This is a genomic window from Aliigemmobacter aestuarii (assembly GCF_004799285.1).
Taxonomy (GTDB): Bacteria; Pseudomonadota; Alphaproteobacteria; order Rhodobacterales; family Rhodobacteraceae; genus Aliigemmobacter; species Aliigemmobacter aestuarii.
In genome coordinates, this window is the sequence record NZ_SSND01000001.1 from 1665963 (window position 1) to 1690447 (window position 24485).

Consider the following 24485-nt stretch of genomic DNA (forward strand, 5'->3'; position numbering starts at 1 on the left):
TCGCCATATAGGTTGGCACGAAATGGAGATTGCGATGGCAGAAGACAGGTTCCCCGGCTGGCATGGCACCACGATCCTTGCGGTGCGCCGGGGGGGTGAGGTGGTCGTTGCCGGCGACGGTCAGGTGAGCCTTGGCCAGACCGTCATCAAGGGCACCGCCCGCAAGGTGCGGCGGCTTTCGCCAGGGGGCCGGGATGTTGTCTGCGGCTTTGCCGGATCGACGGCCGATGCCTTCACGCTTTTGGAGCGGCTGGAAAAGAAGCTCGAGGCGATGCCGGGGCAACTGGCGCGGGCTTGTGTCGAGCTGGCGAAGGACTGGCGCATGGACAAGTACCTGCGCAATCTCGAGGCGATGCTGATCGTCACCGACGGGGCAGAGCTTTTCGTCATCACCGGTGCAGGCGATGTGCTGGAACCGGAACATGACGTCGCCGCAATCGGATCGGGCGGCAATTTCGCGCTGGCCGCCGCGCGCGGGCTGATGTCCACCGACATGGCCGCCGAAGACATCGCACGGCGCGCCATGGCGATCGCCGCCGACATCTGCGTTTACACGAACGGCAACCTGACGGTGGAGACGATCCGCAAATGACCGACCTGACCCCGCGCGAAATCGTTTCCGAACTGGACCGTTTCATCATCGGGCAGAAGGATGCCAAGCGCGCCGTGGCCGTGGCGCTGCGCAACCGCTGGCGGCGCAAGCAACTGGGCGATGACCTGCGCGACGAGGTCTATCCCAAGAACATCCTGATGATCGGGCCGACCGGTGTCGGCAAGACGGAAATCAGCCGCCGCCTGGCCAGGCTGGCACGCGCGCCCTTCCTGAAGGTCGAGGCGACGAAGTTCACCGAGGTGGGCTATGTCGGGCGGGACGTGGATTCGATCATCCGCGACCTGGTGGATGCCGCGATGATCGAAACCCGCGCCCGGATGCGCGACGAGGTGAAGGCCCGCGCCCAGCGTGCCGCCGAGGACCGGGTGATCGAGGCGATTGCCGGAAAGGACGCCCGCGAACAGACGCGCGAGATGTTCCGCCAGAAGCTGCGCCGCGGCGAACTGGACGATACCGTGATCGAGCTTGAACTGACCGATGCGGGCGGCGGTTTCCCTATGGTGATGGGCGGCAACGGGATGGACATGCAGATGCAGGGCCTTCAGGACCTGTTCGGCAAAGCATTTCAGCGGCGGACCCGCAAGCGGATGACCGTCTCCGAAAGCCACGAGATCCTGATCGGGGAAGAAGCCGACAAGCTTCTGGATGACGAGGCCGTGAAGGGGGCGGCACTTGAGGCCGTTCAGGAAAACGGGATCGTTTTCATCGACGAGATCGACAAGGTCTGCGCCCGTGCCGATGCGCGCGGCGCCGATGTCAGCCGCGAGGGGGTGCAGCGCGACCTGCTGCCGCTGATCGAGGGAACGACCGTTTCGACGAAATACGGGCCGGTTCGTACCGACCATATCCTTTTCATCGCCTCGGGCGCCTTCCATATCGCCAAACCTTCGGACCTGCTTCCCGAGCTTCAGGGACGTTTGCCGATCCGGGTCGAGCTTCGCGCGCTGAGCGAGGAAGATTTCGTGCGCATCCTGACCGAAACCGACAACGCCCTGACGCGCCAGTACGCGGCGCTGATGGAAACGGAAGGCGTGACCGTGACCTTCACCGAAGACGGGATCAAGGCGCTTGCCGGGATCGCCGCAGAGGTCAACCGCAGTGTGGAAAACATCGGCGCGCGCAGGCTTTACACCGTGATGGAACGCGTGTTCGAGGACCTGTCGTTCCACGCGCCGGACCGCAGCGGAGAGGCCGTGACCGTGAGCGCCGCCTTTGTCGACGAAAACCTGGGCGAACTGGCGAAATCGGCCGACCTGAGCCGTTACGTTCTGTAACCAGGACCGGCGGTGTCCTGCCGCCTGACCCGGGGCGACGTCCCTATGGCCGCTTGACCTTTGGCGCCGCGGTGGCGAATGAATGGGATGTCCTGATGGGGGTCCGTCTTGCGCAGGTTTCTGTTGATCTCGATCCTTGTTCTGGCGGCCTGCGCGCCGCGGGGGCACATGACCATTTCGCCCGAGGCCGCGGGCGCGGGCCAGATCGAGCGCATCTTCGTTGCCACCACGCGGACGATCGGCGACGAGCGTGACAGGTTCGGCAGGGGACGATCCGAAGCGGTATCCTTCGCGCGATATGACGTGAACATTCCTCCCAGGCGCGAGGCGGGCGATATCCGCTGGCCGCCGAAAGCAGGGACGCCCGACCCGGAACGTCACTTCCTGACCACCGCCGAGGTGCGCCACGAGGACAGCCTTTCATTCCGGGCCGACCTGGCGGCGGAACTGGCCCGGCTGCCAGCCGGTCAGCGGGATGCCGTGATCTTTGTGCATGGCTTCAACAACACGTTTTCAGAAGGCCTTTACCGCATCGCGCAGCTTTCGCACGACCTCGACATGCCGGGGGCGATCGTGCATTACTCTTGGCCTTCTGCCGCCAATCCACTGGGCTATGTCTATGACAGGGATTCCGCCCTGTTCGCGCGCGACGGGCTGGAGCGGCTTCTGGCCGAGGTGGACGCTGCCGGAGCACAGCGGATCGTCCTTGTGGCCCATTCGATGGGTTCGGCCCTGACGATGGAGGGCTTGCGCCAGGCCATCATCAGGAACGGAGCGCGTGCAAGATCGCGGATCGGGGGCGTGGTCCTGATTTCCCCCGATATCGACGTTGACGTGTTCAGGGCACAGGCCCATGCGATGGACGGTCTGCCGCAGCCCTTCCTGATCTTCGGATCGAACCGTGACCGGATCCTGAACCTGTCGGCGCGGCTAGCGGGCGAGCCCGAGCGGCTTGGCAACCTCAGCGACGTGTCGCGGGTCGCCGATCTTGACGTGACTTTCCTTGATGTCGGCGCCTTCTCGGAAGGGGCGGGGCACTTCACCCTCGCGCAGTCGCCGACCCTGATCAGCCTTCTGGGCCGGATCGGCGATATCGACGCTGCATTCGAGGCCGACAGGCAGGGGCGTGTGGGCCTTCTGCCGGGGGTGGTACTAACAGTTCAAAGCGCGACACAGATCGTGCTTTCGCCGGTCACGGCGATCTCCGACGAACTGAACCGCTGATCAGCGCGACCGCCTGAGATAGACGTAATAGGCCCCTGCACCGCCGTGCTTCAGGTGCGCCTCGGTCACCTGAAGAACGGTCGGCCCGATCGGCGGCATGTGCAGCCAGAAGGGCACCTGATGTTTCAGGATACCCTGTCGCGAAGGGATCGGCCCGTGATCCGGCCCCGGTTTGCCCTTGCCCGTGATCACAAGGACCAGCCGCATCCCCTGGGCATGGGCGTTCAGAACGAAACGGATCAATTCGGGATGCGCCTCTGCCACGGTCATGCCGTGCAGGTCGATGCGCGCCTCGGGCGCGAGCTTTCCGCGCCCCATTCGCGAGTATGTCTTTGGGTCCATCCGCACTGTCGCACCCGACAGGCGTTCGCCCACCGTCGGTGCCAGGTCATGCGCGCGGGCCGCCGTCTGGGCCGCCCTTTCACCAATACGAAAGGTGGAAAGCGGAACCACCGGTTCGGGTTTCTGTGGTGCCTTCGGCGGGGCGGGAACGGGTTTCGGGCCGGGATCGCGGCGCTTGGGATGCATCGGCTTGGCCGTGCGCGCCACGGCATGCCAAAGCTCTTCCTCGTCCGGGCGAAGGGTTCGGCGGCGGGCCATGATCAGCCGTCCGGCAACATGGCGTAGGCGCGGTCAATCGGCAGAAGCTGGATCAGCCGGCCGCCGTCCTTGATGGTGCCTGCGGCCTCACCCGCCTCGAACCCTGTGCCAAAGAAGATGTCGGCCCGCTGCGCGCCCTTGATGGCGCCGCCGGTGTCCTGCGCGATCATCAGGCGGCGCAGCGGATCGCGACCGTCCTTTTCGATCCAGACCGGCGCGCCAAGCGGCGTAAAGGACGGGTCGATCGCAACCGTGCGCATCGCGGTGATCGGACGCCCCATAGCCCCGATCGGCCCCTTTTCGGGGGGAAGGTCGCGCAGGATGCGGAAAAAGACATAGGACGGGTTGTGGTTCAGCAATTCGCGCCCGGCGGCCGGATTGGCCCGAACCCAGGCGCGGATTTCCTGTGCTGAAACCTGATCGAGCGTATGGGTGCCGCGCCGGACCATTTCCTGCCCGATGGACCGGTAGGGATGGCCGTTCCGCCCGGCATAGCCCACGCGGATCACCCGGCCATCGGTCATGCGGATCCGGCCGGACCCCTGGATCTGAAGAAAGAACACCTCAACCGGGTCTTCGAGCCAGGCGATTTCCAGCCCGCGCCCGCGCAGCGCGCCCTCGGTTTCGATCTGCGCCCGGCTGAGCCATTGGGTGCCGTCCTGCAATTCCGGCGGTCGGCCATAGATCGGCCAGGCAAAACGGGGCGTGCGGTGGGCCGAACCCGCCAGTTCCGGTTCGTAATACCCGGTAAACAACGCGGGCGGTTCCCCAACCAGGACGGGCCGGAAGAACAATTCAAAGAACTGGCGGGCGGATGCGTCCGATCCGCCTGCATCTGCGGCCAGACGGCAGAGAGGGCGCCAATCGGGATCGTCCAGTTGTGCGCAGGTTTCGCGAAACGCCACCAGCGCCGCGCGATGGTCGTCCTCGGCCCAACCGTCGAGATCGGCAAAGTCGAGGATCTGCGCAGGCAGCGGCGCGGCGGTCATCGCGAACGCCGCAAGCGCCAGGCTGCGCAGAAGGGCACGCATCACTCCCCTGTCGCGACAAGCTGCCAGTTGGGGTCGTTCGTCCCCATCCGGCGCGCGAAGGTCCAGACGTCGGATTGCCGCTTTACGGCGGTCGGGCTGCCTTCGACAACCTCGCCGGCCTTGTTGCGGATGACGGTCGTCAGTTCGCCGGTGAACCGCACGGTGACTTCGGCCTCGGCGGTGTCGCGGTCGAAGGTCGCGTCTTCCAGGGTCAGGCCGCGCAGGCCTACGAAATTCGCCTCGACTGTCAGCCCCTGATCCTCGCGTTCGCGCACGGCTTCGGCGAAGGCGTCATGGATGTCGGGCGACAGGAAAGGGCGGATGCGGTTGATATCGCCACGCTCGAAAGCCATCAGGATCATCTCGTAGGCGCCGCGCGCCCCTTGCAGGAACTCGCTGACGTTGAAGCCCGGCTCGACCATCTTCATCGCCGCCAGCGCCTTTGCCGCGGGCGAACCATCGGCCACGTGATCGGTGATGTCACGATCGGGGCCGTCCTCGACGACCTCGAGAGTGCGCCTTGCCTGTGCGGGTTCGGCGGGAAGAGGCGGCTTTTCAAAACCCTCACGGGTGCCCAGAACGCTTCTGAGCTTCAGGATCAGAAACACGGCAATCCCGGCCAGGACGAGCAGTTGGATCAGCGAATTGTTCATCAAGACCTCGGTTCGGCGATACTCTTGTGCGGACTGGCAGTCCGCCCGTTGCGTCCTTATGTAGGTGAGGGGTGGGCACAAGTCTACCGCCCCGCCCGAATGGTTGAACCAAGGAATCGCCCGATGTGGCTTTTGCTTCTGTTTGTCGCGGTCCCACTGATCGAAATCGCCCTTTTCATCAAGGTGGGCGGATGGTTGACGCTGTGGCCAACGCTGGGGGTCGTGCTGCTGACAGGGATCATCGGGACGATCCTTGTCCGGCATCAGGGCCTGCGGGTGCTGAATGACCTGCGGCGGTCACAGGAAGATTTCGGCAACCCGCTGTCGCCGCTGGCACATGGCGCGCTGATCCTTCTGGCCGGCGTGCTGCTGCTGACGCCTGGGTTCTTCACGGACACGGTCGGTTTTCTTCTGCTGGTGCCGAAGATCCGTAATGTGGTGATCGCCCAGCTGGCCAGCCGGATCAGCATTGTGGGATTTTCCGCCCGTCATGAAGAAACCGCCGCGCGCAGTGGCGCCACGACCATCATCGACGCCGAGTATTTCGAGATGGAGGATGACGCCGGAACCGGGGCGGGGGGCGCCGCGCCGCCGCGCCCGCCGGGGGGATCGGGCTGGACACGGCATTGAGGGGCGCGTCCGATGCTGCTAAGGACATCGGCAACCGTTAACAGGCACGCTTTGGTGTCGTGAATTGGAGGAATTTGGGAATGGCCGAAGGTAACGGCACCGCCGCAGAAGCCCAGCCGCAGGTGAAGATGAGCGTCCTTGCACAGTTCGTGCGGGACATGTCGTTCGAAAACCTGGTGGCGCAGAAGGGGCTGACCAGCGGGGAAGTGCAGCCCGACATTCAGGTCGCGGTTTCGCTCGATGCCCGCAAGCGCCCGCAGGACCATCAGTACGAGGTGATCACCAAGTTCAAGGTGACGTCGAAGAACAAGACCAACGGCGACACGCTGTTCCTTCTGGAAGTGGACTATGGTGGGATCTTCCATGTGGAAGGCGTGCCCGAAGACCAGCTTCACCCCTTCCTGCTGATCGAATGCCCGCGCCTTCTGTTCCCCTTCGTGCGCCGGATCATTTCCGATGTGACGCGCGATGGCGGCTTCCCGCCACTGAACGTGGATACGGTGGATTTCCTCGCGCTTTACCGTCAGGAACTCGCGCGGCGCGCGCAGGCCCAGAACGCCGCCCCGACGGAGCAGGTCACCCAGTGACCGCGGCGGGGCGCATCAGCCCCGCTTGTTCCAGATCGCGCCGTCGCCCATCCGCGCCACGAAGGCCGCATGAGCGGCGGCCTCTTCCTCGGTGATCCGGGGGGGAAGCGGCGACGGGCGCGGTTGCGGCCGCCAATCGGCCACCGTCAGCGACGCCGACCGCGTCTCGACACGGACGGCCGTTGCCGCAAGGCCGAAATCCGGCTGACGCCCGCCGATCAATTCCAGATAGACCTCGGCCAGGATTTCGCTGTCCAGAAGCGCGCCGTGCTTTTCGCGCATCGAATTGTCGACGCCGAACCGGCGGCAAAGCCCGTCGAGCGAATTCTGGGCGCCAGGGAATTTTGTCCGCGCGATCAGAAGCGTGTCAACCGCCCGATCGAAGGGCAGAGTCGGAAGGCCGGCCCAGCCAAGCTCTGCATTCAGGAACTTCATGTCGAAGGTGGCGTTGTGGATGACAAGCTTTGCGTCGCCCAAGAAATCAAGAAATGCCTGGCCGATATCGCGGAAAACCGGCTTGTCGCGCAGGAAATCATCCCCCAGCCCATGAACCTCGAACGCCTCTTTCGGCATCAGGCGCTGTGGGTTGATGTATTGGTGATAGGTCCGGCCGGTCGGCAGGTGATTGAACAGCTCCACCGCGCCGATCTCGACGATGCGGTGGCCTTCGGACGGCTCGAAGCCCGTGGTTTCCGTGTCCAGAACGATTTCACGCATCACGCAGCATCCGGATGTAGGCGATCAGGGCCTGAACATAGGCCGAAACGGAGTCGAGCGACAGGGTTTCGACCACATGTGTGGCGCGGGCGCGCTTTTCCGCGTCGGGCATCTGGCGCGACAGGATGGCGGTGAACTGTGCTTCGGTCATGCCGGGCCGTGCCAACACCCTCTGGCGTTGCAGGCTCGCCGGGGCCGTGACCAGAACGGTCGCGTCCATCTCGGCTTCGGTCCCCTTTTCAAACAGAAGGGGGATGTCGAAGACGACGATATCGGATGCCGCGCTGGCGGCGTACTCCGCCCGGTCGGCGGCGACGAGCGGATGCACGATGCCTTCAAGACGGGAAAGGAAGGATGGGTCGGATGCGATCCTGTCCTTCAGGATCGAGCGGTCGACATACCCCTGCGCTGTTGCCTCGGGGCAGATGGCTCGGACCGGCGCCACGGCGGGGCCACCGGTTTCATAGAGCCGGTGGACAGAGGCGTCGGCGTCCCAGACGGGGATGCCTGCGGCCCGGAAGAAGCCTGCCGTGGTCGACTTTCCCATGCCGATGGAGCCGGTGAGCCCAAGGCGAAACTGCGATCCGACGGTCATGGGCCAAGTACGGCGGCGCGGGTCGCATCATCCACCTCTGGGCGGTGGCCGAACCAGCGTTCGAAGCCCGGCACGGCCTGATGCAACAGCATGCCCAATCCATCCACCACCTTGCAGCCGGCGGCCTCGGCCTCGGCCAGGAAGGGCGTCTTGAGCGGGGTGTAGACGAGATCTGTCACCAGGGCCGCGGGTTCCAATCCGTCCAGCGGCACGCGGAAGTCGGGTTTGCCCACCATGCCGAGCGATGTGGTGTTCACGACCGTCCGCGCCCCGTCCAGCATGTTGCCCGCCTGAACCCATTCGAAGACGGTGACCTTGGCGCCGAAATCCGCGCGCAGGGCTTCGGCGCGAGGGCGGGTTCGGTTGGCGATGCGGATTTCGGGCACGCCGACCTCGATCAGCGCGGCAACGACGGCACGCGCCGCGCCGCCCGCCCCGAAGACCGCGGCCGGGCCTGCCGCCGGATTCCAGTCGGGCGCGTTCTGGCGAAGGTTCGCGATGAATCCCGACCCGTCGGTGTTGTCTGCGTGGATCTTTCCGTCCTTCCGGAAGATCAGGGTGTTGGCTGCGCCGATAAGCGCGGCCCGGTCGGTGATGATATCGGCCAGTCCGAGGATGGTTTCCTTGTGCGGGATCGTGACGTTCACCCCGACAAAACCCAGCTTCGGCAGCAAGCGCAGCGCTTCGCCCAGATCGGCCTGGGCGATGTCCATCGGGATGTAATGGCCGCGGATTCCGTACTTTCGCAGCCAATAGCCGTGCAGGATCGGCGACCGGCTGTGCGCCACGGGCGATCCGATCACCCCGGCCAGGGGTATTCGCGGATGATCGGTCATGTCTCGATGAACCCTCGTTGACCCAGATACGCCAGAAGCGGCAGAAGCGGCAGCCCAAGGACGGTAAAGTAATCCCCTTCGATACTGGTGAAAAGGCGTATCCCCTCTTCCTCGAGCTTGTAGCCGCCCACGCTGTGGCGGATGCTTTCCCAGTTGCGGTCGATGTAGGCGGCAAGCCAGTCTTCGGAAAAGTCGCGCATCGTCAGGCGGACGGTTCCGACATGGCGCCACACGGGTTCGCCCCGATCATAGAGGACGATGGCAGAAAGCAGCTGGTGCGACTGCCCACGAAGGGCGCGCAGCTGATCGGCGGCTTCCGCGGGCGTTCCGGGCTTGGAAAAGACGTGACGACCGAGGGCGAGGACCTGATCACAGCCAAGGACCAGATCATCGGGCATCCGATCGGCGGTCTTGCGGGCCTTCATCTCGGCCAGCGTATCGGCGAGGTCGCGGGGCGTGGCCCCTTCAGCCATCAGGGCGGCCTTGACCGAATCTTCGTCCACCCGGGCGGGCTGAACCCGTATGTCGAGCCCGGCCGAGCGCATCAGGCGGGCCCGGATTTCTGAGGAAGAGGCAAGAACGATCGGACGGGACATGAGGGTAGGGCTGTGGATAATCGCGATATGTTCCGCCGAGCCATTTGTGGCCTTTCACGGGCGGTGGCCTTTGGTGCATGGCGACTGTTGGCAAAGTCAAGCGTTGCCCTGAGGTTTTCCTTTTGTGGATCGCGTTTCAACGATCCTGTGGGAGATCGGGAGGACAGGTCGATCATACCCTGGCACTTGGATGGTCAGCCATTTGCGAAATTCTTTTAACATATTGATATAGAATTATTTTTATCGTCTCTCTAGGGGAGATGGCCGATCGTATCTGGTCAATAATACCACCTTTGACTTGTGGATGACTCGGTCGATAAATCGGGATATCCAGTTATCCACAACACCAAAGACATCATCATCTCTTCTTTTCAAGAATCTCTTATTAAGGAAGGGCTATCCGGCGCGTACCGATCCGACCGCTTCGCAAACACCGGCTGGGAACATCAAGCAGAATCGGCGCCCTGGTTGACTTTCGCGCGGTTTCACCTTAGTTGCCGTCAAGCTGGCCGTCCGGTCAGAACATCCCCGCCAAACCAGAGATACGGCAGATTTCGTTCTGCTGTGCCAAGGACGATCCCATGACCGTTGAACGGCTGAACCTGTCTGATCTCAAGGCCAAGACCCCGGCCGAGCTGCTTTCCATGGCAGAGGAATGGGAGATCGAGAACGCTCCTTCGATGCGAAAGGGCGAAATGATGTTCTCGATCCTGAAGGAACATGCCGAGGAAGGTTGGGAAATCGGCGGAGATGGGGTTCTGGAAGTGTTGCAGGACGGTTTCGGTTTCCTGCGCAGCCCTGAGGCGAACTATCTTCCCGGCCCGGATGACATCTATGTCAGCCCCGAGATGATCCGCCAGTTCAGCCTGCGGACGGGCGATACCATCGAAGGCGTGATCCAGGCCCCCCGCGAGAACGAGCGTTATTTCAGCCTGGTGAAGGCCACGAAGATCAATTTTGACGATCCCGAACGCGCCAAGCACAAGGTGCATTTCGACAACCTTACGCCTCTTTATCCCGATGAGCGGTTGAAGATGGAGATCGAGGATCCCACTATCAAGGATCGGTCCGCGCGGATCATCGACCTCGTGTCGCCCATCGGCAAGGGCCAGCGTGCGCTGATCGTCGCCCCGCCACGGACGGGCAAGACCGTTCTGCTGCAGAACATCGCCCATTCGATCGAGAAGAACCATCCGGAATGCTATCTGATCGTGCTTCTGATTGACGAGCGGCCGGAAGAAGTGACCGACATGCAGCGCAGCGTGAAGGGCGAGGTTGTTTCGTCGACTTTCGACGAACCGGCGACCCGGCATGTAGCCGTCGCGGAAATGGTGATCGAGAAAGCCAAGCGTCTGGTCGAACACAAGCGCGACGTGGTCATCCTGCTGGATTCGATCACCCGTCTTGGCCGTGCGTTCAACACGGTCGTGCCGTCGTCGGGCAAAGTCCTGACCGGGGGCGTGGACGCCAATGCGCTTCAGCGCCCCAAGCGGTTCTTCGGCGCTGCTCGCAACATCGAGGAAGGCGGAAGCCTGACCATCATCGCAACGGCGCTGATCGATACCGGCAGCCGGATGGACGAAGTGATCTTTGAAGAATTCAAGGGCACCGGCAACAGCGAGATCGTGCTTGATCGCAAGGTTGCCGACAAGCGCGTCTTCCCGGCGATGGACATCCTCAAATCCGGCACGCGCAAGGAAGATCTGCTGGTCGACAAGGCCGATCTGCAGAAGACCTATGTCTTGCGCCGCATCTTGAACCCGATGGGCACCACCGATGCGATCGAGTTCCTCATTTCCAAGCTGAAGCAGACCAAGACGAACTCGGAATTCTTCGATTCCATGAACGCCTGAGGCGCTTTCTGAACGGAGGGTCGTATCGTGGATACGATTTTCGCCTTGGCCAGCGCGCGTGGCAAGGCGGGTGTGGCTGTCATCCGTCTTTCCGGCCCCGCGTCCTGGGATGTGGTCGGCCAGCTGGCCGGCGATCTGCCCGCGCCGCGGCGGGCAGCTCTGCGCAGGCTTGTGTGGCAGGATGTCGTTCTGGACGAGGCACTGGTTCTGCTGTTTCCGGAGGGCGGAAGTTTCACCGACGAGAAGGTGGCAGAACTGCACCTGCACGGCAGTATTGCCGTGGTTGCCGAGGTGTTGCGTGTCCTGTCGGGCATGCCGGGTTGCAGGATGGCGCATGCGGGTGAGTTTACCCGACGAGCGCTGGAAAACGGGCGGATCGACCTGACCCAGGTGGAAGGTTTGGCCGACCTGATCGATGCGGAAACAGAGGCGCAGCGCCGGCAATCGCTTCGCGTGATGTCCGGGGCTGTCCGCGAACGGGTCGAGGCGTGGCGCAGGGCGATGATCCGCTCTGCCGCACTTCTCGAGGCCACGATCGACTTTGCAGACGAGGACGTGCCGGTGGATGTGACGCCCGAGGTGCGCCTGCTACTGGACGGTCTTTTGCGGGACCTTTCGGCAGAGGTGGAAGGTTCTAAGGTCCGAGAGCGGCTTCGAGACGGCTTCGAGGTGGCGATCCTGGGGGAGCCAAACGCCGGAAAATCCACCCTTCTCAACAGGTTGGCAGGTCGAGAGGCGGCCATCACCTCGGAAATTGCGGGAACGACGCGGGATGTGATCGAGGTTCGCATGGATCTTTCCGGTTTGCCGGTCACCTTGCTGGATACGGCAGGTTTGCGAGAGACCGATGATCCTGTCGAGGGCATTGGCATCGCGCGCGCACTGGAGCGGTCGCGTCTGGCGGATCTTCGGGTGGTTCTGGTGGGTGACGCGGGGCTGCCGCCGGGCATAAGTCTTGACAGGGATGATATCGTCGTCCGCTCTAAGTCCGATCTTGGCGTCGGCGATGCCGTGGAGACGGGTGCGATCTCAGGCAAGACCGGGCAGGGCATCGATGACCTCGTGGAAAGGATCGCCACCGTTCTGGGTGCGAGGGTCGCTTCGTCCGGTGTTGTCATGCACGAACGCCAGAGGATAGCGCTGGAGTCAGCAATCGCCTCTTTGGGTCTGGCACGGAATCAGCTAGACGTGATACCTGCCCGGACGGAACTGATTGCCGAACACATCCGTCAGGCGATCAGAGCTCTGGAATTGATGGTTGGCCGGATCGGGGTAGAGAACCTGCTGGATGAAATCTTTGCCAGCTTCTGCATCGGGAAATGAGGGTGTTTCACGTGAAACATTTTGATGTGATCGTCATCGGTGGGGGCCACGCGGGGGCAGAGGCCGCCTCTGCCTCGGCACGTCTTGGCGCACAGACGGCGTTGATCACGCTGCGGAAAGACGCGATCGGCGTCATGTCCTGCAATCCGGCGATTGGTGGGCTGGGCAAAGGCCATCTAGTGCGCGAAATCGACGCGCTGGACGGCGTCATGGGTCGGGCGGCCGATGCTGCCGGGATCCAGTTTCGCCTTCTCAACCGCCGCAAGGGGCCGGCGGTGCAGGGGCCCCGGGCGCAGGCTGACCGGAAGCTCTATCGCGAGGCCATCCAGCGCCTGCTGTCACAACAGGAAAACCTGACGATTGTCGAGGCAGAGGTCGCAGACCTTGTCGAGACTGGTGGAATCATTGGCGGAGTCATCCTGGCTGACGGAAGCCGGATCGAGGCGCGTTCCGTCGTTCTGACCGCAGGCACGTTTCTGAACGGCGTCATCCACATCGGCGATGTCCGGAGAAGTGGCGGGCGAATCGGAGATAATGCCTCTGTCGCCCTGGCAGACAGGCTGAAGGACATGGCAATCCCCCGAGGGCGGCTGAAGACCGGCACGCCGCCGCGCCTCGACGGTCGGACAATCAACTGGGATATTCTGGACGAACAGCCCGGCGACGATGAGCCGACGCTTTTTTCCTTCCTCTCTACCGCGCCGATGGTCCGCCAGATCTCGTGTGGGGTCACGCATACGAACGAGCGTACACACGATATTGTCCGCGCCAACCTTGGTCGCTCGGCCATGTACGGCGGTCATATCGAAGGGGTCGGGCCGCGGTATTGCCCGTCGATCGAGGACAAGGTCGTGCGCTTTGCCGAGAAGACCGGCCATCAGGTCTTTCTTGAGCCGGAGGGTCTGGACGATCATACGGTTTATCCGAACGGCATTTCCACGTCGCTGCCGGAAGAAGTTCAACATCAATATGTGCGGTCGATCCGTGGGCTTGAGAATGTGACAATCCTCCAGCCCGGGTATGCGATCGAGTACGATTACTTTGATCCGCGAAACCTGCGCGCGACCCTTGAAACCCGCGCGGTCACGGGCCTGTTTTTCGCCGGCCAGATCAACGGCACGACGGGTTATGAAGAGGCGGCGGCGCAGGGGCTTGTGGCTGGCCTGAATGCGGCGTGCCGGGCGCTTGGCAGGGCAGAGGTCACGCTTTCCCGCGGCCAGGCGTATATTGGGGTCATGATCGATGATCTTGGCAACTTCGGTGCAACCGAACCTTACCGGATGTTCACCTCACGGGCAGAGTATCGGTTGACCTTGCGGGCCGATAACGCAGATCAGCGCCTGACGCCTCTGGGCGAAGAGGTGGGTTGTGTCTCGAAGGTCCGGAGCGCCAGATTCGCGGAAAAGATGGAGGCGCTTTCAGCGGGCAAGTCCGCCCTTCTGGAAAAAAGCTTCACACCCGCCGAGGCGCGCAAATCCGGTATCAATGTCAGCATGGATGGTGCGCGCAGAACTGCGTTCTCGCTTCTCGCGTTTCCAGAGTCATCACCGGAAACGATCGACGCACTTCTTCCTGAGGGCTCGGATATCCCGCGTCCGATCAAGGATCAGTTGTGGCGAGACGCGCTTTACGCACAATATATTGATCGCCAGGCCATTGATGTCGATGCGCTACGGCGGGACCAGGAAACAGCGATCCCGGCGGATTTCGTCTACTCCGGAATTTCGGGCCTTTCGAACGAGCTTCGACAGAAGCTTGAACGAAATCGACCAGAGAACTTGCATCGTGCCAGCCAGATCGAGGGGATGACGCCCGCTGCTCTCATGCTGATCCTCGCGCACCTTCGTCGCCTCAAGACGCCGGATCTGGCGGTCGGTCAATGATGTCTGATCTCTCCGCTACTGACCGGGATGTTTCACGTGAAACATCCGAAAGGCTTTCAGCCCTCGAAGGCCTTCTGCGGAAGTGGAACCCAGCGGTCAATCTGGTCTCCAAGGAAAGCCTGAAGGACGCGCGAACTCGCCACATCGTCGATTCGCAGCAGCTGTACACCCTGGCACCCCGGGATTTTCATAGATGGGTCGATCTTGGATCGGGCGGCGGATTTCCCGGCTTGGTGGTTGCCATTCTTGCGGCCGAACAGAACCCGGAGGCCGAAGTGATCCTTGTGGAATCGGATCAGCGAAAAGCGGCGTTCCTTCAACAGGCAGCGCGGGCGCTCGGTGTAAAGGCCACCGTCCACGCTGAAAGGATCGAGACTCTTTCTCCAATGAAGGCGGACGTCCTTTCGGCACGCGCGCTTGCCGCCCTGCCGGCTCTGTGCCGTTTCGCGGAAAGGCATCTGGAGCCGGGTGGCGTGGCTATCTTCCCAAAGGGCGCCAATCATCAGGCAGAAATCGCAGAGGCGCAGCAGTCACACGACTTTTCCGTCTCGGTCCTTCCCAGCGTGACGGACAAGGACGCCGCTATCCTTGTGCTGAAAAAAATAAAGGCCCGTTAACCGATGTCCGGTACCCAGCCCGCAGCCATAATCGCCATTGCCAACCAGAAGGGCGGTGTCGGCAAGACCACGACAGCCATCAACCTGTCGGCAGCACTGGCCGAACTTGGCCATCGTGTGCTTCTTGTGGATCTCGACCCGCAGGGAAACAGCTCCACGGGCCTTGGCGTAGATCAATCGGATCGTCAGGTTTCCACCTATGATCTGATCCTTGATGGTGCGTCCCCCGTTTCGGTCGTCCGACCCACCCGCGTGGAGGGCCTGTTCATCTCGCCCGCCAACGCCGACCTGTCGTCGGCCGATATCGAGATTGTCTCGTCCGAACGGCGCAGTTTCCTTCTGCGTGACGCCCTGCGGCAAAACGAGATGGAGCCTTATGGCTTTGACTACATCTTCATCGACTGCCCGCCCTCGCTCAGCCTTCTGACAGTGAACGCGCTGGTGGCCGCGGATTCGGTGCTGGTTCCGTTGCAGAGCGAGTTCTTTGCGCTGGAAGGCCTGTCGCAACTGATGCTGACCATCCGCGAGGTGCGCCAATCCGCAAACCCGAACCTCAGGATCGAAGGGGTTGTCCTAACGATGTATGACGTTCGGAACAACCTTTCCCAGCAGGTGGAAAAGGATGCGCGCGAAACCCTTGGGGAGCTGGTGTTCAAGACCGTTATCCCCAGGAACGTCCGATTGAGCGAGGCGCCGTCATTCGCGCTTTCGGTTCTTCAGTATGACGGATCATCAAGGGGCGCGGAATCCTATCGCGCTCTCGCACAAGAAATCGCGGGCCGCCGCGGTCTACCCGCAAGGAAGGAGTAACGCCGATGGACAAGAAACAGGAACGGCGCGGCCTGGGTCGCGGCCTTTCGGCGTTGATGGCCGATGTTTCGGCAACAACCGAACCCGCGCAGGAATCTGGCCCGCGGCGCGCAGACTTCCTTGTTCCCATTGAAAAGCTGCATCCGAATCCGCTTCAGCCGCGGCGGACCTTTGCCGAGGATGCGCTTGCCGATCTGGCCGAATCGATCCGGCAGAAAGGTGTCCTTCAGCCCCTTATCGTGCGAACCCGCGCCAGCGGTGGCTATGAAATCGTCGCCGGCGAGCGTCGCTGGCGCGCAGCACAGCGGGCGCAGGTGCATGATGTCCCGGTCATCTTGCGCGAATACGATGATACAGAGGTCCTTGAAGTCGCTATCATCGAGAACATTCAGCGTTCCGACCTCAACCCGATGGAAGAGGCTGCCGCCTACCGTCAGTTGATGGATCGCTTTGGTCATACGCAGGACCAGCTCGCCGAGGTCCTTTCCAAAAGCCGCAGCCATGTGGCCAACCTTCTGCGTCTGTTGAATCTTCCTTCCGAAGTGCAGGATCATGTCCGTGATGGAAGGCTCAGTGCCGGTCACGCCCGCGCGCTCATCACCTCTGATGATCCGGTCGCGCTTGCCCGTCATGTGATCGCCAAGGGGCTCTCCGTGCGCGAGACTGAAAAACTCGCCAAGGCCGCGGCAGCTCCGCAGGCGGCGACGAGGGGGGGGGCAACAGGGCGCAGCGGACACACCGAGAAGGACGCAGACACGCGCGCCCTCGAAGGCGATCTATCGGCAAACCTCGGAATGGGCGTTTCGATCAACCATCAGGCCGGAACTGAAAGCGGCGTCCTTTCGATTCGCTACAACACGCTTGACGATCTCGATCTGCTGTGCCGGGTGCTGTCCGCTACGCCTCGGGACGGGTCCATATGAAGATCAGCACGGCCCCCAGCACAACGGCCTGAACCACAAGGATCGCCGGCCGCAGGCCCAGGGCCAGAGAAACAGCAAAAACCGCAGCGATCGAGACGCTTGCCAGGACCTTCCCACGCCGCGCGATCGCGCCCCGGGTGGTCCAGTCAAGAATCGGGGGGCCGAATGTCGGGTGGCTGAGAAGCCAGTTGTGCAGCCGTTCGGACGACCGTGCAAAGCAGAACGCGGCCAGCAGTAGGAATGGCACCGTCGGGACCAGCGGCAGGAAAATCCCTATGAAGGCCAGTCCCACTGCAATCAGGCCAGCCGCTGCCCAGAGCCACCTCATTCCAGCCTCGTCGCGATTTCTTCGATCAGGCGGTTCAGAACAAGCCGCCCTTTTGCGGTAGCCATCAACTTGTGCGGCGTCGTGGAAATCAATCCAAAATCTTCCAAATCTTTGAAATCACTTGAAAAATCTTTCTTTCCGCAGAGGCTGGACAGCCGAGCGACGTCCAGCCCTTCTGACGTGCGCAACCCCATCACCAGAAACTCTTCAAGGATCTGCGATTGGTCCAGCGTTTCCCGAAGCGAATCGCCCGATCGTCCGGCCATTACCGTAGACAGCCAGGCGTTTGGGTTCCGTGCCGTTTCTGTCGCGATCCGCCGCCCATTCAGGGTCAGCCTTCCGTGCGCGCCAGGCCCGATCCCGGCAAAGTCACCCGATCGCCAGTAGATCAGGTTGTGACGGGATTCATTGCCCGGTTCCGCATGATTAGAGACTTCATAGGCCGGGATCCCCGCAGCCTCGGTCATGGATTGGGTCAGCTCGAAAAAGTCGACGGACAGATCCTCGTCCGGCAAGCCCCGCAGCTTTCCGGCCGCGAGCCGGTCGCCAAAGGCCGTGCCGCTTTCGATCGTCAGCTGGTAAAGCGAAAGGTGTCCTGCCGCCAGTTGCAGCGCCTCGCCCAGTTCGGCTTCCCAGTCCGAAAGGGTCTGATCCTGCCGCGCATAGATCAGGTCGAAACTGACGCGATCAAAGGTGCGCTTTGCAATTTCCAGCGCATCGCGGGCCGCGGCGGCATCATGCAGGCGTCCCAACCGGCGCAGGTCCGCATCCCTAAGTGACTGAACACCAAGCGAAACGCGATTGACCCCCGCCGCGCGGTAGTCGGCAAACCGCGCCGCTTCGACCGAACCGGGGTTTGCCTCAAGCGTGATTTCGATGTCATTGGCCAGGGTCCATGTCTTGCCAATCCGTTCGAGGATCGCGCCGACAACCCGTCCTTCCATCAACGACGGGGTACCGCCGCCGAAATAGACCGTGTTCAGAACCCGGTTGCCGGTCTCACCCCCGATCCTGTCGATCTCTTGCAGATAGGCATTCTGCCAGTTGCCCTGATCGATGCGGGCCGCGACATGGCTGTTGAAGTCGCAATAGGGGCATTTCGACTGGCAGAACGGCCAATGCAGGTAAAGCCCGAAACCGCCGTGCCGCCAGTCTTCCATGTCACCCCTTGAAGGCCGTCACTTCGACCTCGATCAGCATTTCCGGCTTGATGAGCCCCGCGATCACCATCGTCGCGGCGGGGCGGATCTCGCCCAGGTTTTCCGCCAGAACCGGCAGGATGGCGTCGACAAGCGCGGCGTCGGTGACGGTATACTGCACCCGGACGATATCGGCCATCTCGAACCCCGCTTCCGTCAGGACGCCCCGGATCGTGGCAAAGCAGTTGGTGGCCTGTGCCGCCACATCGACCGGGATTGTCATCGTGCGATAGTCATATCCCGTGACGCCCGACACAAAGCACCAGCCACCCTTCACGACGGCGCGGGAATAGCCCATCTTCGCCTCGAAGGGCGACCCGGTGGAAATCCGCTTCATTCGAAACACCCCTTCACCAGCTTGCGGAACGCATCGGCCCGATGGCTGATCTGGTTCTTCTGCCACCTGTCCATCTCGCCGAAGGTCTGGTCGAACCCCTCCGGCTGGAAGATGGGGTCATAGCCATGCCCCTGGTCGCCCCGCATGGGCCAGACCACCTGACCGGGCATCACGCCTTCGAACACTTCATCATGCCCGTCCGGCCAGGCCAGCACCAGCGTGCAGCGGAATTGCGCGTGACGCGGGAAGGGGGCCTTGGCAGCCTCCAGCAGGTCCCAGGTCTTCTTCATCGCCATCCCGAAATCGCGACCGTCGGGCGTTTCGGCCCAGTCCGCGGTGTGAACCCCCGGCGCTCCGTCCAGCGCGTCGATGCTGATGCCCGAGTCGTCCGAAAGCGCGGGCAGGCCCGTGGCGCGCGCGGCCGCGTGGGCCTTGATCCGGGCGTTCCCCACAAAGGTTTCCTCGGTCTCCACCGGTTCCGGCAGGCCGTGATCGGCAGCGGATGTCACGCTGATCCCGTAGGGCTCCAGCAGCCTGGCGATCTCTTCAAGCTTGCCCCTGTTGTGCGTGGCGACCAGCAGACGGTCGCCCTGGAATTTCCGCATCGCCCTTACCCCAGCGCGGCCTTCTGCGCCGCCACCAACATGGTGTTTCCCGCCTCGGCAAGGTCAAGAAGCCGCCCCATCTCGGCGCGCGAGAAGGTCGCACCCTCGGCGGACATCTGCACTTCGATCAGCCGGCCCGCGCCGGTCATGATGAAATTGCCGTCGGTCCCGGCGGTGCTGTCCTCGGCATAGTCGAGGTCAAGCACCGGCTGGCCCGCATAGACCCCGCAGGACACCGCGGCGACATGATCCAGGATCGGGTCCGAGACGATGATCCCCGCCTTCATCAGCCGGTTGACCGCCAGGCGAAGGGCAACCCAGCCCCCCGTGATCGAGGCACAGCGCGTGCCGCCGTCGGCCTGGATCACGTCGCAGTCGATGACGATCTGACGCTCTCCAAGCGCCGAACGGTCCACGCCCGCGCGCAGGGCGCGACCGATCAGGCGCTGGATTTCCTGCGTCCGGCCCGATTGCTTTCCGGCCGCGGCCTCGCGCCGGGTCCGGCTGTTGGTGGCGCGCGGCAGCATCCCGTATTCCGCCGTCACCCAGCCAAGGCCGGTGTTCTTCAGGAACGGCGGCGGCTTGTCTTCGACGGTGGCGCTGCACAGCACATGGGTTTCGCCCATGCGGATCAGGCAGGACCCTTCCGCATGTTTCATCACGTCGATTTCAATGGAAACCGGGCGCAGTTCGTCCAGTTTACGGCCAGAGGGGCGCATCGTTTCATCCTTTCATCGGTCCGGGCTGAGATAGCGGCCCGATGGCACGGGATGCAACCCTGATTGACGCGCCCCTCGGGTCAACTTTAATGTCTGTGGTCCCTTGGAAAGCAGCCATGTCTGACGGTCGCAAACTTCTGGCAGAAATGAACGATCGCTCGCGCGAGGTGTTTCGTCGGGTCGTCGAGGGCTATCTTGAATCCGGCGATCCGGTGGGCTCGCGCACGCTGACCCGCACGATGAACGAAAAGGTCAGCGCAGCGACGATCCGCAACGTCATGCAGGATCTGGAGTATCTGGGCCTGCTGGACAGCCCGCATGTGTCGGCCGGCCGGGTTCCCACGCAGCTTGGCCTGCGGATGTTCGTCGATGGCCTGATGGAAATCGGTTCCGTCGCCGCCCACGACCGGGAACGTATCGACGCGACGCTCGGCTCGAACGAGGCCGACGTTGGCACGCTGCTTGACCGGATCGGAAGCGCGCTTTCGGGACTGACGCGCGGCGCCAGCCTAGTTCTTGCGCCAAAGCATGAAGCGCCCATCCGGCATATCGATTTCGTCAGCCTCGGTCCGGATCGCGCGCTGGTCGTCCTTGTCTTTGCGGATGGCCATGTCGAAAACCGCGTGTTCACCCCGCCCGCCGGGCAGACGCCGTCGTCGATGCGCGAGGCCGCGAATTTCTTGAACGCGCTGGCCGAAGGCAAGACGTTGGGCGATTTGGTCAAGGCCATGCGCAACGAAATGGTCCGACGGCGGCAAGAGATCGACACGCTGGCACGCGATCTGGTCGAAAGCGGTCTGGCCGTCTGGGAAAACGCCGGGCTGGCAAGCGAAAGGCTGATCGTCCGCGGCCGGTCGAATCTGATCGACGACAGCGCCGAGGCGCGCGATGTGGAACGCATCCGCCAGCTGTTCGATGATCTTGAACGCACACGCGACATCACCGAATTCCTGGAACTGGCGGAAACCGGCGAGGGTGTGCGCATCTTTATCGGCTCCGAGAACAAGCTTTTCTCACTTTCGGGTTCCTCTTTGGTCGTCTCTCCCTATATGAACGCTGACCGAAAGATCATCGGCGCCGTGGGTGTCATCGGTCCGACCCGTTTGAACTATGGCCGAATCGTTCCGATTGTGGATTACACCGCGCAACTGATCGGACGGCTGGTTTCAGACCGGGGTGTGGTCTGACGTTGGAAATACTGAGGAAGAAGACATGTCGCAGGAACACGCATCCGAAAAGGATCTGATCGAAGAGGGGCTCGAGGATTTCGCCGAACTGGATGAAATCGAAGCCCTCCGCGCCGAGCGTGACGATTTCCGCGACCGGTTCATGCGGGCGCTTGCCGATGCCGAAAATGCGCGCAAGCGGGGCGAACGCGATCGCCGGGAAGCCGAACAGTATGGTGGTTCCAAACTCGCCCGCGACATGTTGCCCGTCTATGACAACCTCAAGCGCGCACTGGATGCCGTGGGCGACGAACAGCGCGAACAGGTCTCGGCCTTCTTTGAAGGGGTGGAGCTGACGATGCGCGAGCTGGTCAATGTTCTGGGGCGGCACGGCGTGACGACCGTTTCGCCCAAGGTGGGCGACCAGTTCGATCCGCAGCAGCATCAGGCGATGTTCGAGGCCCCGGTGCCGGGCACGAAGGCCGGTCAGATCATCCAGGTCATGACCGAGGGCTTCATGATCCATGACCGGCTTCTGCGCCCCGCGCAGGTCGGCGTGTCGTCAAACACCCAGTGATGCGCCGCCCGGTTCAGCCGGGCAGCATCGCCTTCAGGTCATAGACCAGTTTTAACGCCTCGATGGGCGTCAGTTCGTCGGGGTGAACCCCCTTCAGTGCCGCCTCGATGGCAGAAGCCTTCGGTTCCGCCCGTGGCGGCGCAACCGGCGGGGTGGCGCGGAACAGGGGCAGGTCGTCGATCAGCGCCTTCTGGCTTGATCCTTCGCGTTCGCCCTTTTCCAGCGCCTCCAGAACCACCTTGGCCCGGTCGATCACCGCCGACGGCAGGCCCGCAAGCCGCGCCACTTGCACGCCATAGCTGCGGTCGGCTGCGCCTTTGCGCACCTCGTGCAGGAACACGACCTCGCCTTCCCATTCCTTGACCGTGACGGTTGCGTTCTCGACTCCGTCCAGCTTGGCCGAAAGCGCGGTCATCTCGTGGTAATGGGTTGCAAACAGCGCCCGGCAGCGGTTCACGTCGTGCAGATGTTCCAGCGTCGCCCAGGCGATGGACAGACCATCGTATGTGGCCGTGCCGCGCCCGATCTCGTCCAGGATGACCAGCGCCCGATCATCCGCCTGGTTCAGGATCGCGGCGGTTTCCACCATCTCGACCATGAAGGTGGACCGGCCCCGCGCCAGGTCATCCGACGCGCCCACCCGGCTGAAAAGCTGGCTGACAAGCCCGATCCGCGCCGAGGTTGCCGGAACGAAACTGCCGGACTGGGCCAGAAGCGCGATCAGCGCGTTCTGCCGCAGAAAGGTCGACTTGCCGGCCATGTTCGGCCCGGTCAGCAGCCAGATGGCGGGCGTGTCCGCATCAGTCAGCGCGCAGTCGTTGGCGACAAAGGGCTGCCCCCCCTGCCTGCGCAGCGCCCGTTCCACCACCGGGTGCCGACCGCCGGACACAAGGAAGGCGCGGCTGTCGTCGACGACCGGTTCGGTCCAGCCCTCTTCGGCTGCCAGATCGGCGAAGGCCGCCGCAAGGTCGATCTCGGCCAGCGCCCTCGCCGTAGCGGCGATTGCAGCCGACCGGGCCAGGGTTTCCTCTCTGAGGCTGGAATAGTGACGCTTTTCGATCTCAAGCGCATGGTTTCCGGCGTTCAGGATCCGCGTTTCCATCTCGGAAAGCGCCAGCGTGGTGAACCGCACCTGATTGGCCGTCGTCTGCCGGTGGATGAAGGTTTCCGAAAGCGGCGGCGCCAGCATCTTTTCGGCGTGGGTCGATGTCGTCTCGATGAAGTAGCCCAGCACGTTGTTGTGCTTGATCTTCAGGCTCTGGATTCCCGTCTTTTCGATGAAATCGGCCTGCATGCCCGCGATCACGGCGCGGCCCTCGTCGCGCAGCGTGCGGGTTTCGTCCAACTCCACATCGTATCCGGGGGCGATGAAACCGCCGTCCCGCGCCAGAAGCGGGGGTTCGGCCACCAGCGCCTGATCCAGAAGGTCGATCAGGCCATCATGCCCGGTCAGCGCCGTCGCCGCCTCGGCCAGCAGGCCGGGCAGGTTGGTTGAAAGCCGCTGCGCCAGCGCCCCGGCCTGGGTCAGGCCCGCCCTGATGGCGGCGATGTCGCGCGGCCCGGCGCGATCCAGCGCAAGGCGCGACAAGGCGCGGTCCATGTCCGGGACGCGTCGCAGCAAGTCACGCAATTCCTGCCGAAAACGGCTCTGTTCGAGCAGAAAGCGCACCGATTCCAGCCGTGCATGAATGGTGCCCAGATGACGTGCGGGGCTGGACAGGCGCCGTTCAAGAAGCCGTGCCCCGGCTGCCGTCACGGTCCGGTCCACCACCGACAAAAGAGACCCGTCCCGCCCTCCCGACAGCGATTGCGTGATTTCCAGGTTCCGCCGTGTCGCCGCGTCGATCTGCATCGACCCGCCCAGCGATTCCTTTTGCGGCGGGCGCAGCAGCGGCAGTTTCCCGCGTTGCGTCAGGTTCAGGTATTCGACCAGTGCCCCCATCGCGGAAAGTTCGGCGCGGTCGAAGGTGCCGAAGGCATCCAGCGTGCCCACCTGAAACAGCGCACACAGCCGTGCATCGGCCCCCGTGCTGTCGAAGGCGGACCGCGCGAGCGGCGTGAACGCGGCGCCCGAATCCGTCACTATTGCAGCCAGATCGGCCTCTTTTGCCTCGCTGGCCAGAACCTCGCGCGGGGCAAGGCGGGCCAGTTCGGGGGCCAGCCGCGCCAGCGGGCAGGGCATCACCCGCAATTCGCCGGTCGATATGTCGGCCCAGGCAAGCGCCGCTTCGTCCCGCACCTCGGCCCAGGCGGCAAGGAAGTTGTGGCGCCGCGCTTCCAGCAACGAATCCTCGGTCAGGGTTCCGGGCGTGACAAGCCGCACCACATCGCGCCGCACCACCGCCTTTGATCCGCGCTTGCGCGCCTCGGCCGGATCTTCCAGCTGTTCGGCGATGGCCACGCGAAACCCCTTGCGGATCAGCGACAACAGGTACCCTTCGGCCGAATGGACGGGCACGCCGCACATGGCGATATCCTCGCCAAGGTGCTTGCCGCGTTTGGTCAGCGCGATGTCCAGCGCCTCGGCTGCGGCCACCGCATCGTCAAAGAACATCTCGTAGAAGTCGCCCATCCGGTAGAACAGCAGGGCCCCCGGATTCTGGGCCTTGATCTCCAGATACTGGGCCATCATCGGCGTGACGCTATCGTCGTTCACGAGTTTCCCCCTTGCTGCCCGGAAACCCTACAAAACCGCCCCGGAAGGGGGAAGGCGCAAGTGCAACTCTTGTTGTGACAGGGCCGTGGGGGCGCTAAGAGGGCAGGGCTTGCGATATACAGGATGGCCCCCT

26 protein-coding genes are annotated in these 24485 nt (G+C 63.1%); 13 read left to right on the forward strand and 13 right to left on the reverse strand.

The features are described from left to right. Nucleotides 1–34 precede the first annotated feature (34 nt). The 3 genes from hslV to E7811_RS08130 all read left to right on the forward strand — a co-directional run bounded on the left by hslV (nucleotide 35) and on the right by E7811_RS08130 (nucleotide 3111). The gene (gene hslV / locus E7811_RS08120) at nucleotides 35–592 is read left to right on the forward strand and encodes an ATP-dependent protease subunit HslV (RefSeq protein WP_136394013.1); all 558 of its coding nucleotides are present in this window, start codon (nucleotides 35–37) and stop codon (nucleotides 590–592) included. Beyond that, on the forward strand, nucleotides 589–1887 hold the full coding sequence (gene hslU, locus E7811_RS08125) for an ATP-dependent protease ATPase subunit HslU (protein ID WP_136394014.1): 1299 nt from the start codon (nucleotides 589–591) through the stop codon (nucleotides 1885–1887). The genes hslV and hslU overlap by 4 nt, the downstream gene beginning before the upstream one ends. Before the next feature lie 108 nt (nucleotides 1888–1995). Beyond that, the gene (locus E7811_RS08130) at nucleotides 1996–3111 is read left to right on the forward strand and encodes an alpha/beta hydrolase (RefSeq protein WP_246020265.1); all 1116 of its coding nucleotides are present in this window, start codon (nucleotides 1996–1998) and stop codon (nucleotides 3109–3111) included. Here the strand turns inward: E7811_RS08130 and E7811_RS08135 are convergent, their stop codons facing one another. The 3 genes from E7811_RS08135 to E7811_RS08145 are packed head-to-tail and all read right to left on the reverse strand — an operon-like array spanning nucleotide 3112 to nucleotide 5395. Beyond that, nucleotides 3112–3711, reverse strand: coding sequence for a Smr/MutS family protein (locus E7811_RS08135; RefSeq protein ID WP_136394015.1), 600 nt, complete (start codon nucleotides 3709–3711; stop codon nucleotides 3112–3114). Between the two features lie 2 nt (nucleotides 3712–3713). Continuing rightward, the gene (gene mltA, locus E7811_RS08140) at nucleotides 3714–4742 is read right to left on the reverse strand and encodes a murein transglycosylase A (RefSeq protein WP_136394016.1); all 1029 of its coding nucleotides are present in this window, start codon (nucleotides 4740–4742) and stop codon (nucleotides 3714–3716) included. After that, on the reverse strand, nucleotides 4742–5395 hold the full coding sequence (locus E7811_RS08145; RefSeq protein ID WP_136394017.1) for a Tim44/TimA family putative adaptor protein: 654 nt from the start codon (nucleotides 5393–5395) through the stop codon (nucleotides 4742–4744). The genes mltA and E7811_RS08145 overlap by 1 nt, the downstream gene beginning before the upstream one ends. Nucleotides 5396–5518: 123 nt before the next feature. Between E7811_RS08145 and E7811_RS08150 the strand changes: the two genes are divergently transcribed. Next, the gene (locus E7811_RS08150) at nucleotides 5519–6025 is read left to right on the forward strand and encodes an FxsA family protein (RefSeq protein ID WP_136394018.1); all 507 of its coding nucleotides are present in this window, start codon (nucleotides 5519–5521) and stop codon (nucleotides 6023–6025) included. 80 nt (nucleotides 6026–6105) lie between these two features. Further along, entirely contained in the window at nucleotides 6106–6612 is a 507-nt protein-coding gene (secB, locus tag E7811_RS08155; RefSeq protein ID WP_136394019.1) for a protein-export chaperone SecB, read from the forward strand. Nucleotides 6613–6627: 15 nt separating this feature from the next. Here the strand turns inward: secB and dnaQ are convergent, their stop codons facing one another. Genes dnaQ through E7811_RS08175 form a run of 4 tightly spaced genes read right to left on the reverse strand, consistent with a single transcriptional unit; the run spans nucleotide 6628 to nucleotide 9356 of the window. After that, nucleotides 6628–7329, reverse strand: a complete 702-nt coding sequence (gene dnaQ / locus E7811_RS08160) for a DNA polymerase III subunit epsilon (RefSeq protein ID WP_136394020.1) — start codon at nucleotides 7327–7329, stop codon at nucleotides 6628–6630. Then, a complete protein-coding gene (gene coaE / locus E7811_RS08165) occupies nucleotides 7322–7924 on the reverse strand; it encodes a dephospho-CoA kinase (RefSeq protein ID WP_136394021.1) in 603 nt (200 codons plus the stop codon). Before coaE ends, dnaQ begins: the two co-directional genes overlap by 8 nt. Next, a complete protein-coding gene (locus E7811_RS08170) occupies nucleotides 7921–8760 on the reverse strand; it encodes a shikimate dehydrogenase (RefSeq protein ID WP_136394022.1) in 840 nt (279 codons plus the stop codon). Before E7811_RS08170 ends, coaE begins: the two co-directional genes overlap by 4 nt. Beyond that, nucleotides 8757–9356: a Maf family protein gene (locus E7811_RS08175; protein WP_136394023.1), complete on the reverse strand. Its 600-nt coding sequence runs from the start codon at nucleotides 9354–9356 to the stop codon at nucleotides 8757–8759. Before E7811_RS08175 ends, E7811_RS08170 begins: the two co-directional genes overlap by 4 nt. Before the next feature lie 581 nt (nucleotides 9357–9937). On the opposite strand from E7811_RS08175, the gene rho reads away from it, so the two are divergent. From rho to E7811_RS08205, 6 genes are read left to right on the forward strand one after another with little or no spacing between them, the layout of a single operon-like run. Then, nucleotides 9938–11209, forward strand: coding sequence for a transcription termination factor Rho (gene rho / locus E7811_RS08180; RefSeq protein ID WP_136394024.1), 1272 nt, complete (start codon nucleotides 9938–9940; stop codon nucleotides 11207–11209). Nucleotides 11210–11236: 27 nt separating this feature from the next. Continuing rightward, on the forward strand, nucleotides 11237–12532 hold the full coding sequence (mnmE, locus tag E7811_RS08185; RefSeq protein WP_136394025.1) for a tRNA uridine-5-carboxymethylaminomethyl(34) synthesis GTPase MnmE: 1296 nt from the start codon (nucleotides 11237–11239) through the stop codon (nucleotides 12530–12532). An 11-nt stretch (nucleotides 12533–12543) separates the two neighbouring features. Then, a complete protein-coding gene (gene mnmG, locus E7811_RS08190) occupies nucleotides 12544–14415 on the forward strand; it encodes a tRNA uridine-5-carboxymethylaminomethyl(34) synthesis enzyme MnmG (protein ID WP_168732952.1) in 1872 nt (623 codons plus the stop codon). Continuing rightward, a complete protein-coding gene (gene rsmG, locus E7811_RS08195) occupies nucleotides 14412–15032 on the forward strand; it encodes a 16S rRNA (guanine(527)-N(7))-methyltransferase RsmG (protein ID WP_136394027.1) in 621 nt (206 codons plus the stop codon). The genes mnmG and rsmG overlap by 4 nt, the downstream gene beginning before the upstream one ends. A 3-nt stretch (nucleotides 15033–15035) precedes the next feature. Then, the gene (locus E7811_RS08200) at nucleotides 15036–15842 is read left to right on the forward strand and encodes a ParA family protein (RefSeq protein WP_136394028.1); all 807 of its coding nucleotides are present in this window, start codon (nucleotides 15036–15038) and stop codon (nucleotides 15840–15842) included. A 5-nt stretch (nucleotides 15843–15847) separates the two neighbouring features. Beyond that, nucleotides 15848–16765 carry a ParB/RepB/Spo0J family partition protein gene (locus E7811_RS08205; RefSeq protein WP_136394029.1) on the forward strand — a complete coding sequence of 306 codons (918 nt, stop codon included), beginning with the start codon at nucleotides 15848–15850 and terminating at the stop codon, nucleotides 16763–16765. Here E7811_RS08205 and E7811_RS08210 read toward each other — a convergent pair. Genes E7811_RS08210 through rph form a run of 5 tightly spaced genes read right to left on the reverse strand, consistent with a single transcriptional unit; the run spans nucleotide 16740 to nucleotide 19953 of the window. Beyond that, nucleotides 16740–17093 (reverse strand): YbaN family protein, encoded by a 354-nt coding sequence (locus E7811_RS08210; protein WP_136394030.1) that lies wholly within the window; start codon nucleotides 17091–17093, stop codon nucleotides 16740–16742. The two genes, E7811_RS08205 and E7811_RS08210, sit on opposite strands and share 26 nt — an antisense overlap. Then, the gene (gene hemW / locus E7811_RS08215; RefSeq protein ID WP_136394031.1) at nucleotides 17090–18253 is read right to left on the reverse strand and encodes a radical SAM family heme chaperone HemW; all 1164 of its coding nucleotides are present in this window, start codon (nucleotides 18251–18253) and stop codon (nucleotides 17090–17092) included. The genes E7811_RS08210 and hemW overlap by 4 nt, the downstream gene beginning before the upstream one ends. A gap of 1 nt (nucleotide 18254) precedes the next feature. Further along, nucleotides 18255–18629: a RidA family protein gene (locus E7811_RS08220; protein ID WP_136394032.1), complete on the reverse strand. Its 375-nt coding sequence runs from the start codon at nucleotides 18627–18629 to the stop codon at nucleotides 18255–18257. Beyond that, the gene (gene rdgB / locus E7811_RS08225; protein ID WP_136394033.1) at nucleotides 18626–19234 is read right to left on the reverse strand and encodes an RdgB/HAM1 family non-canonical purine NTP pyrophosphatase; all 609 of its coding nucleotides are present in this window, start codon (nucleotides 19232–19234) and stop codon (nucleotides 18626–18628) included. Before rdgB ends, E7811_RS08220 begins: the two co-directional genes overlap by 4 nt. Nucleotides 19235–19239: 5 nt before the next feature. Further along, nucleotides 19240–19953, reverse strand: coding sequence for a ribonuclease PH (gene rph, locus E7811_RS08230; protein WP_136394034.1), 714 nt, complete (start codon nucleotides 19951–19953; stop codon nucleotides 19240–19242). A gap of 116 nt (nucleotides 19954–20069) precedes the next feature. Between rph and hrcA the strand changes: the two genes are divergently transcribed. Beyond that, nucleotides 20070–21140, forward strand: coding sequence for a heat-inducible transcriptional repressor HrcA (gene hrcA, locus E7811_RS08235; RefSeq protein ID WP_136394035.1), 1071 nt, complete (start codon nucleotides 20070–20072; stop codon nucleotides 21138–21140). A gap of 25 nt (nucleotides 21141–21165) precedes the next feature. Then, complete coding sequence (locus E7811_RS08240; RefSeq protein WP_136394036.1) at nucleotides 21166–21696, forward strand: nucleotide exchange factor GrpE; 531 nt, start codon at nucleotides 21166–21168, stop codon at nucleotides 21694–21696. Between the two features lie 13 nt (nucleotides 21697–21709). On the opposite strand, the gene mutS is transcribed toward E7811_RS08240, so the two are convergent. Beyond that, the gene (gene mutS, locus E7811_RS08245; protein WP_136394037.1) at nucleotides 21710–24352 is read right to left on the reverse strand and encodes a DNA mismatch repair protein MutS; all 2643 of its coding nucleotides are present in this window, start codon (nucleotides 24350–24352) and stop codon (nucleotides 21710–21712) included. Nucleotides 24353–24485 lie beyond the last annotated feature (133 nt).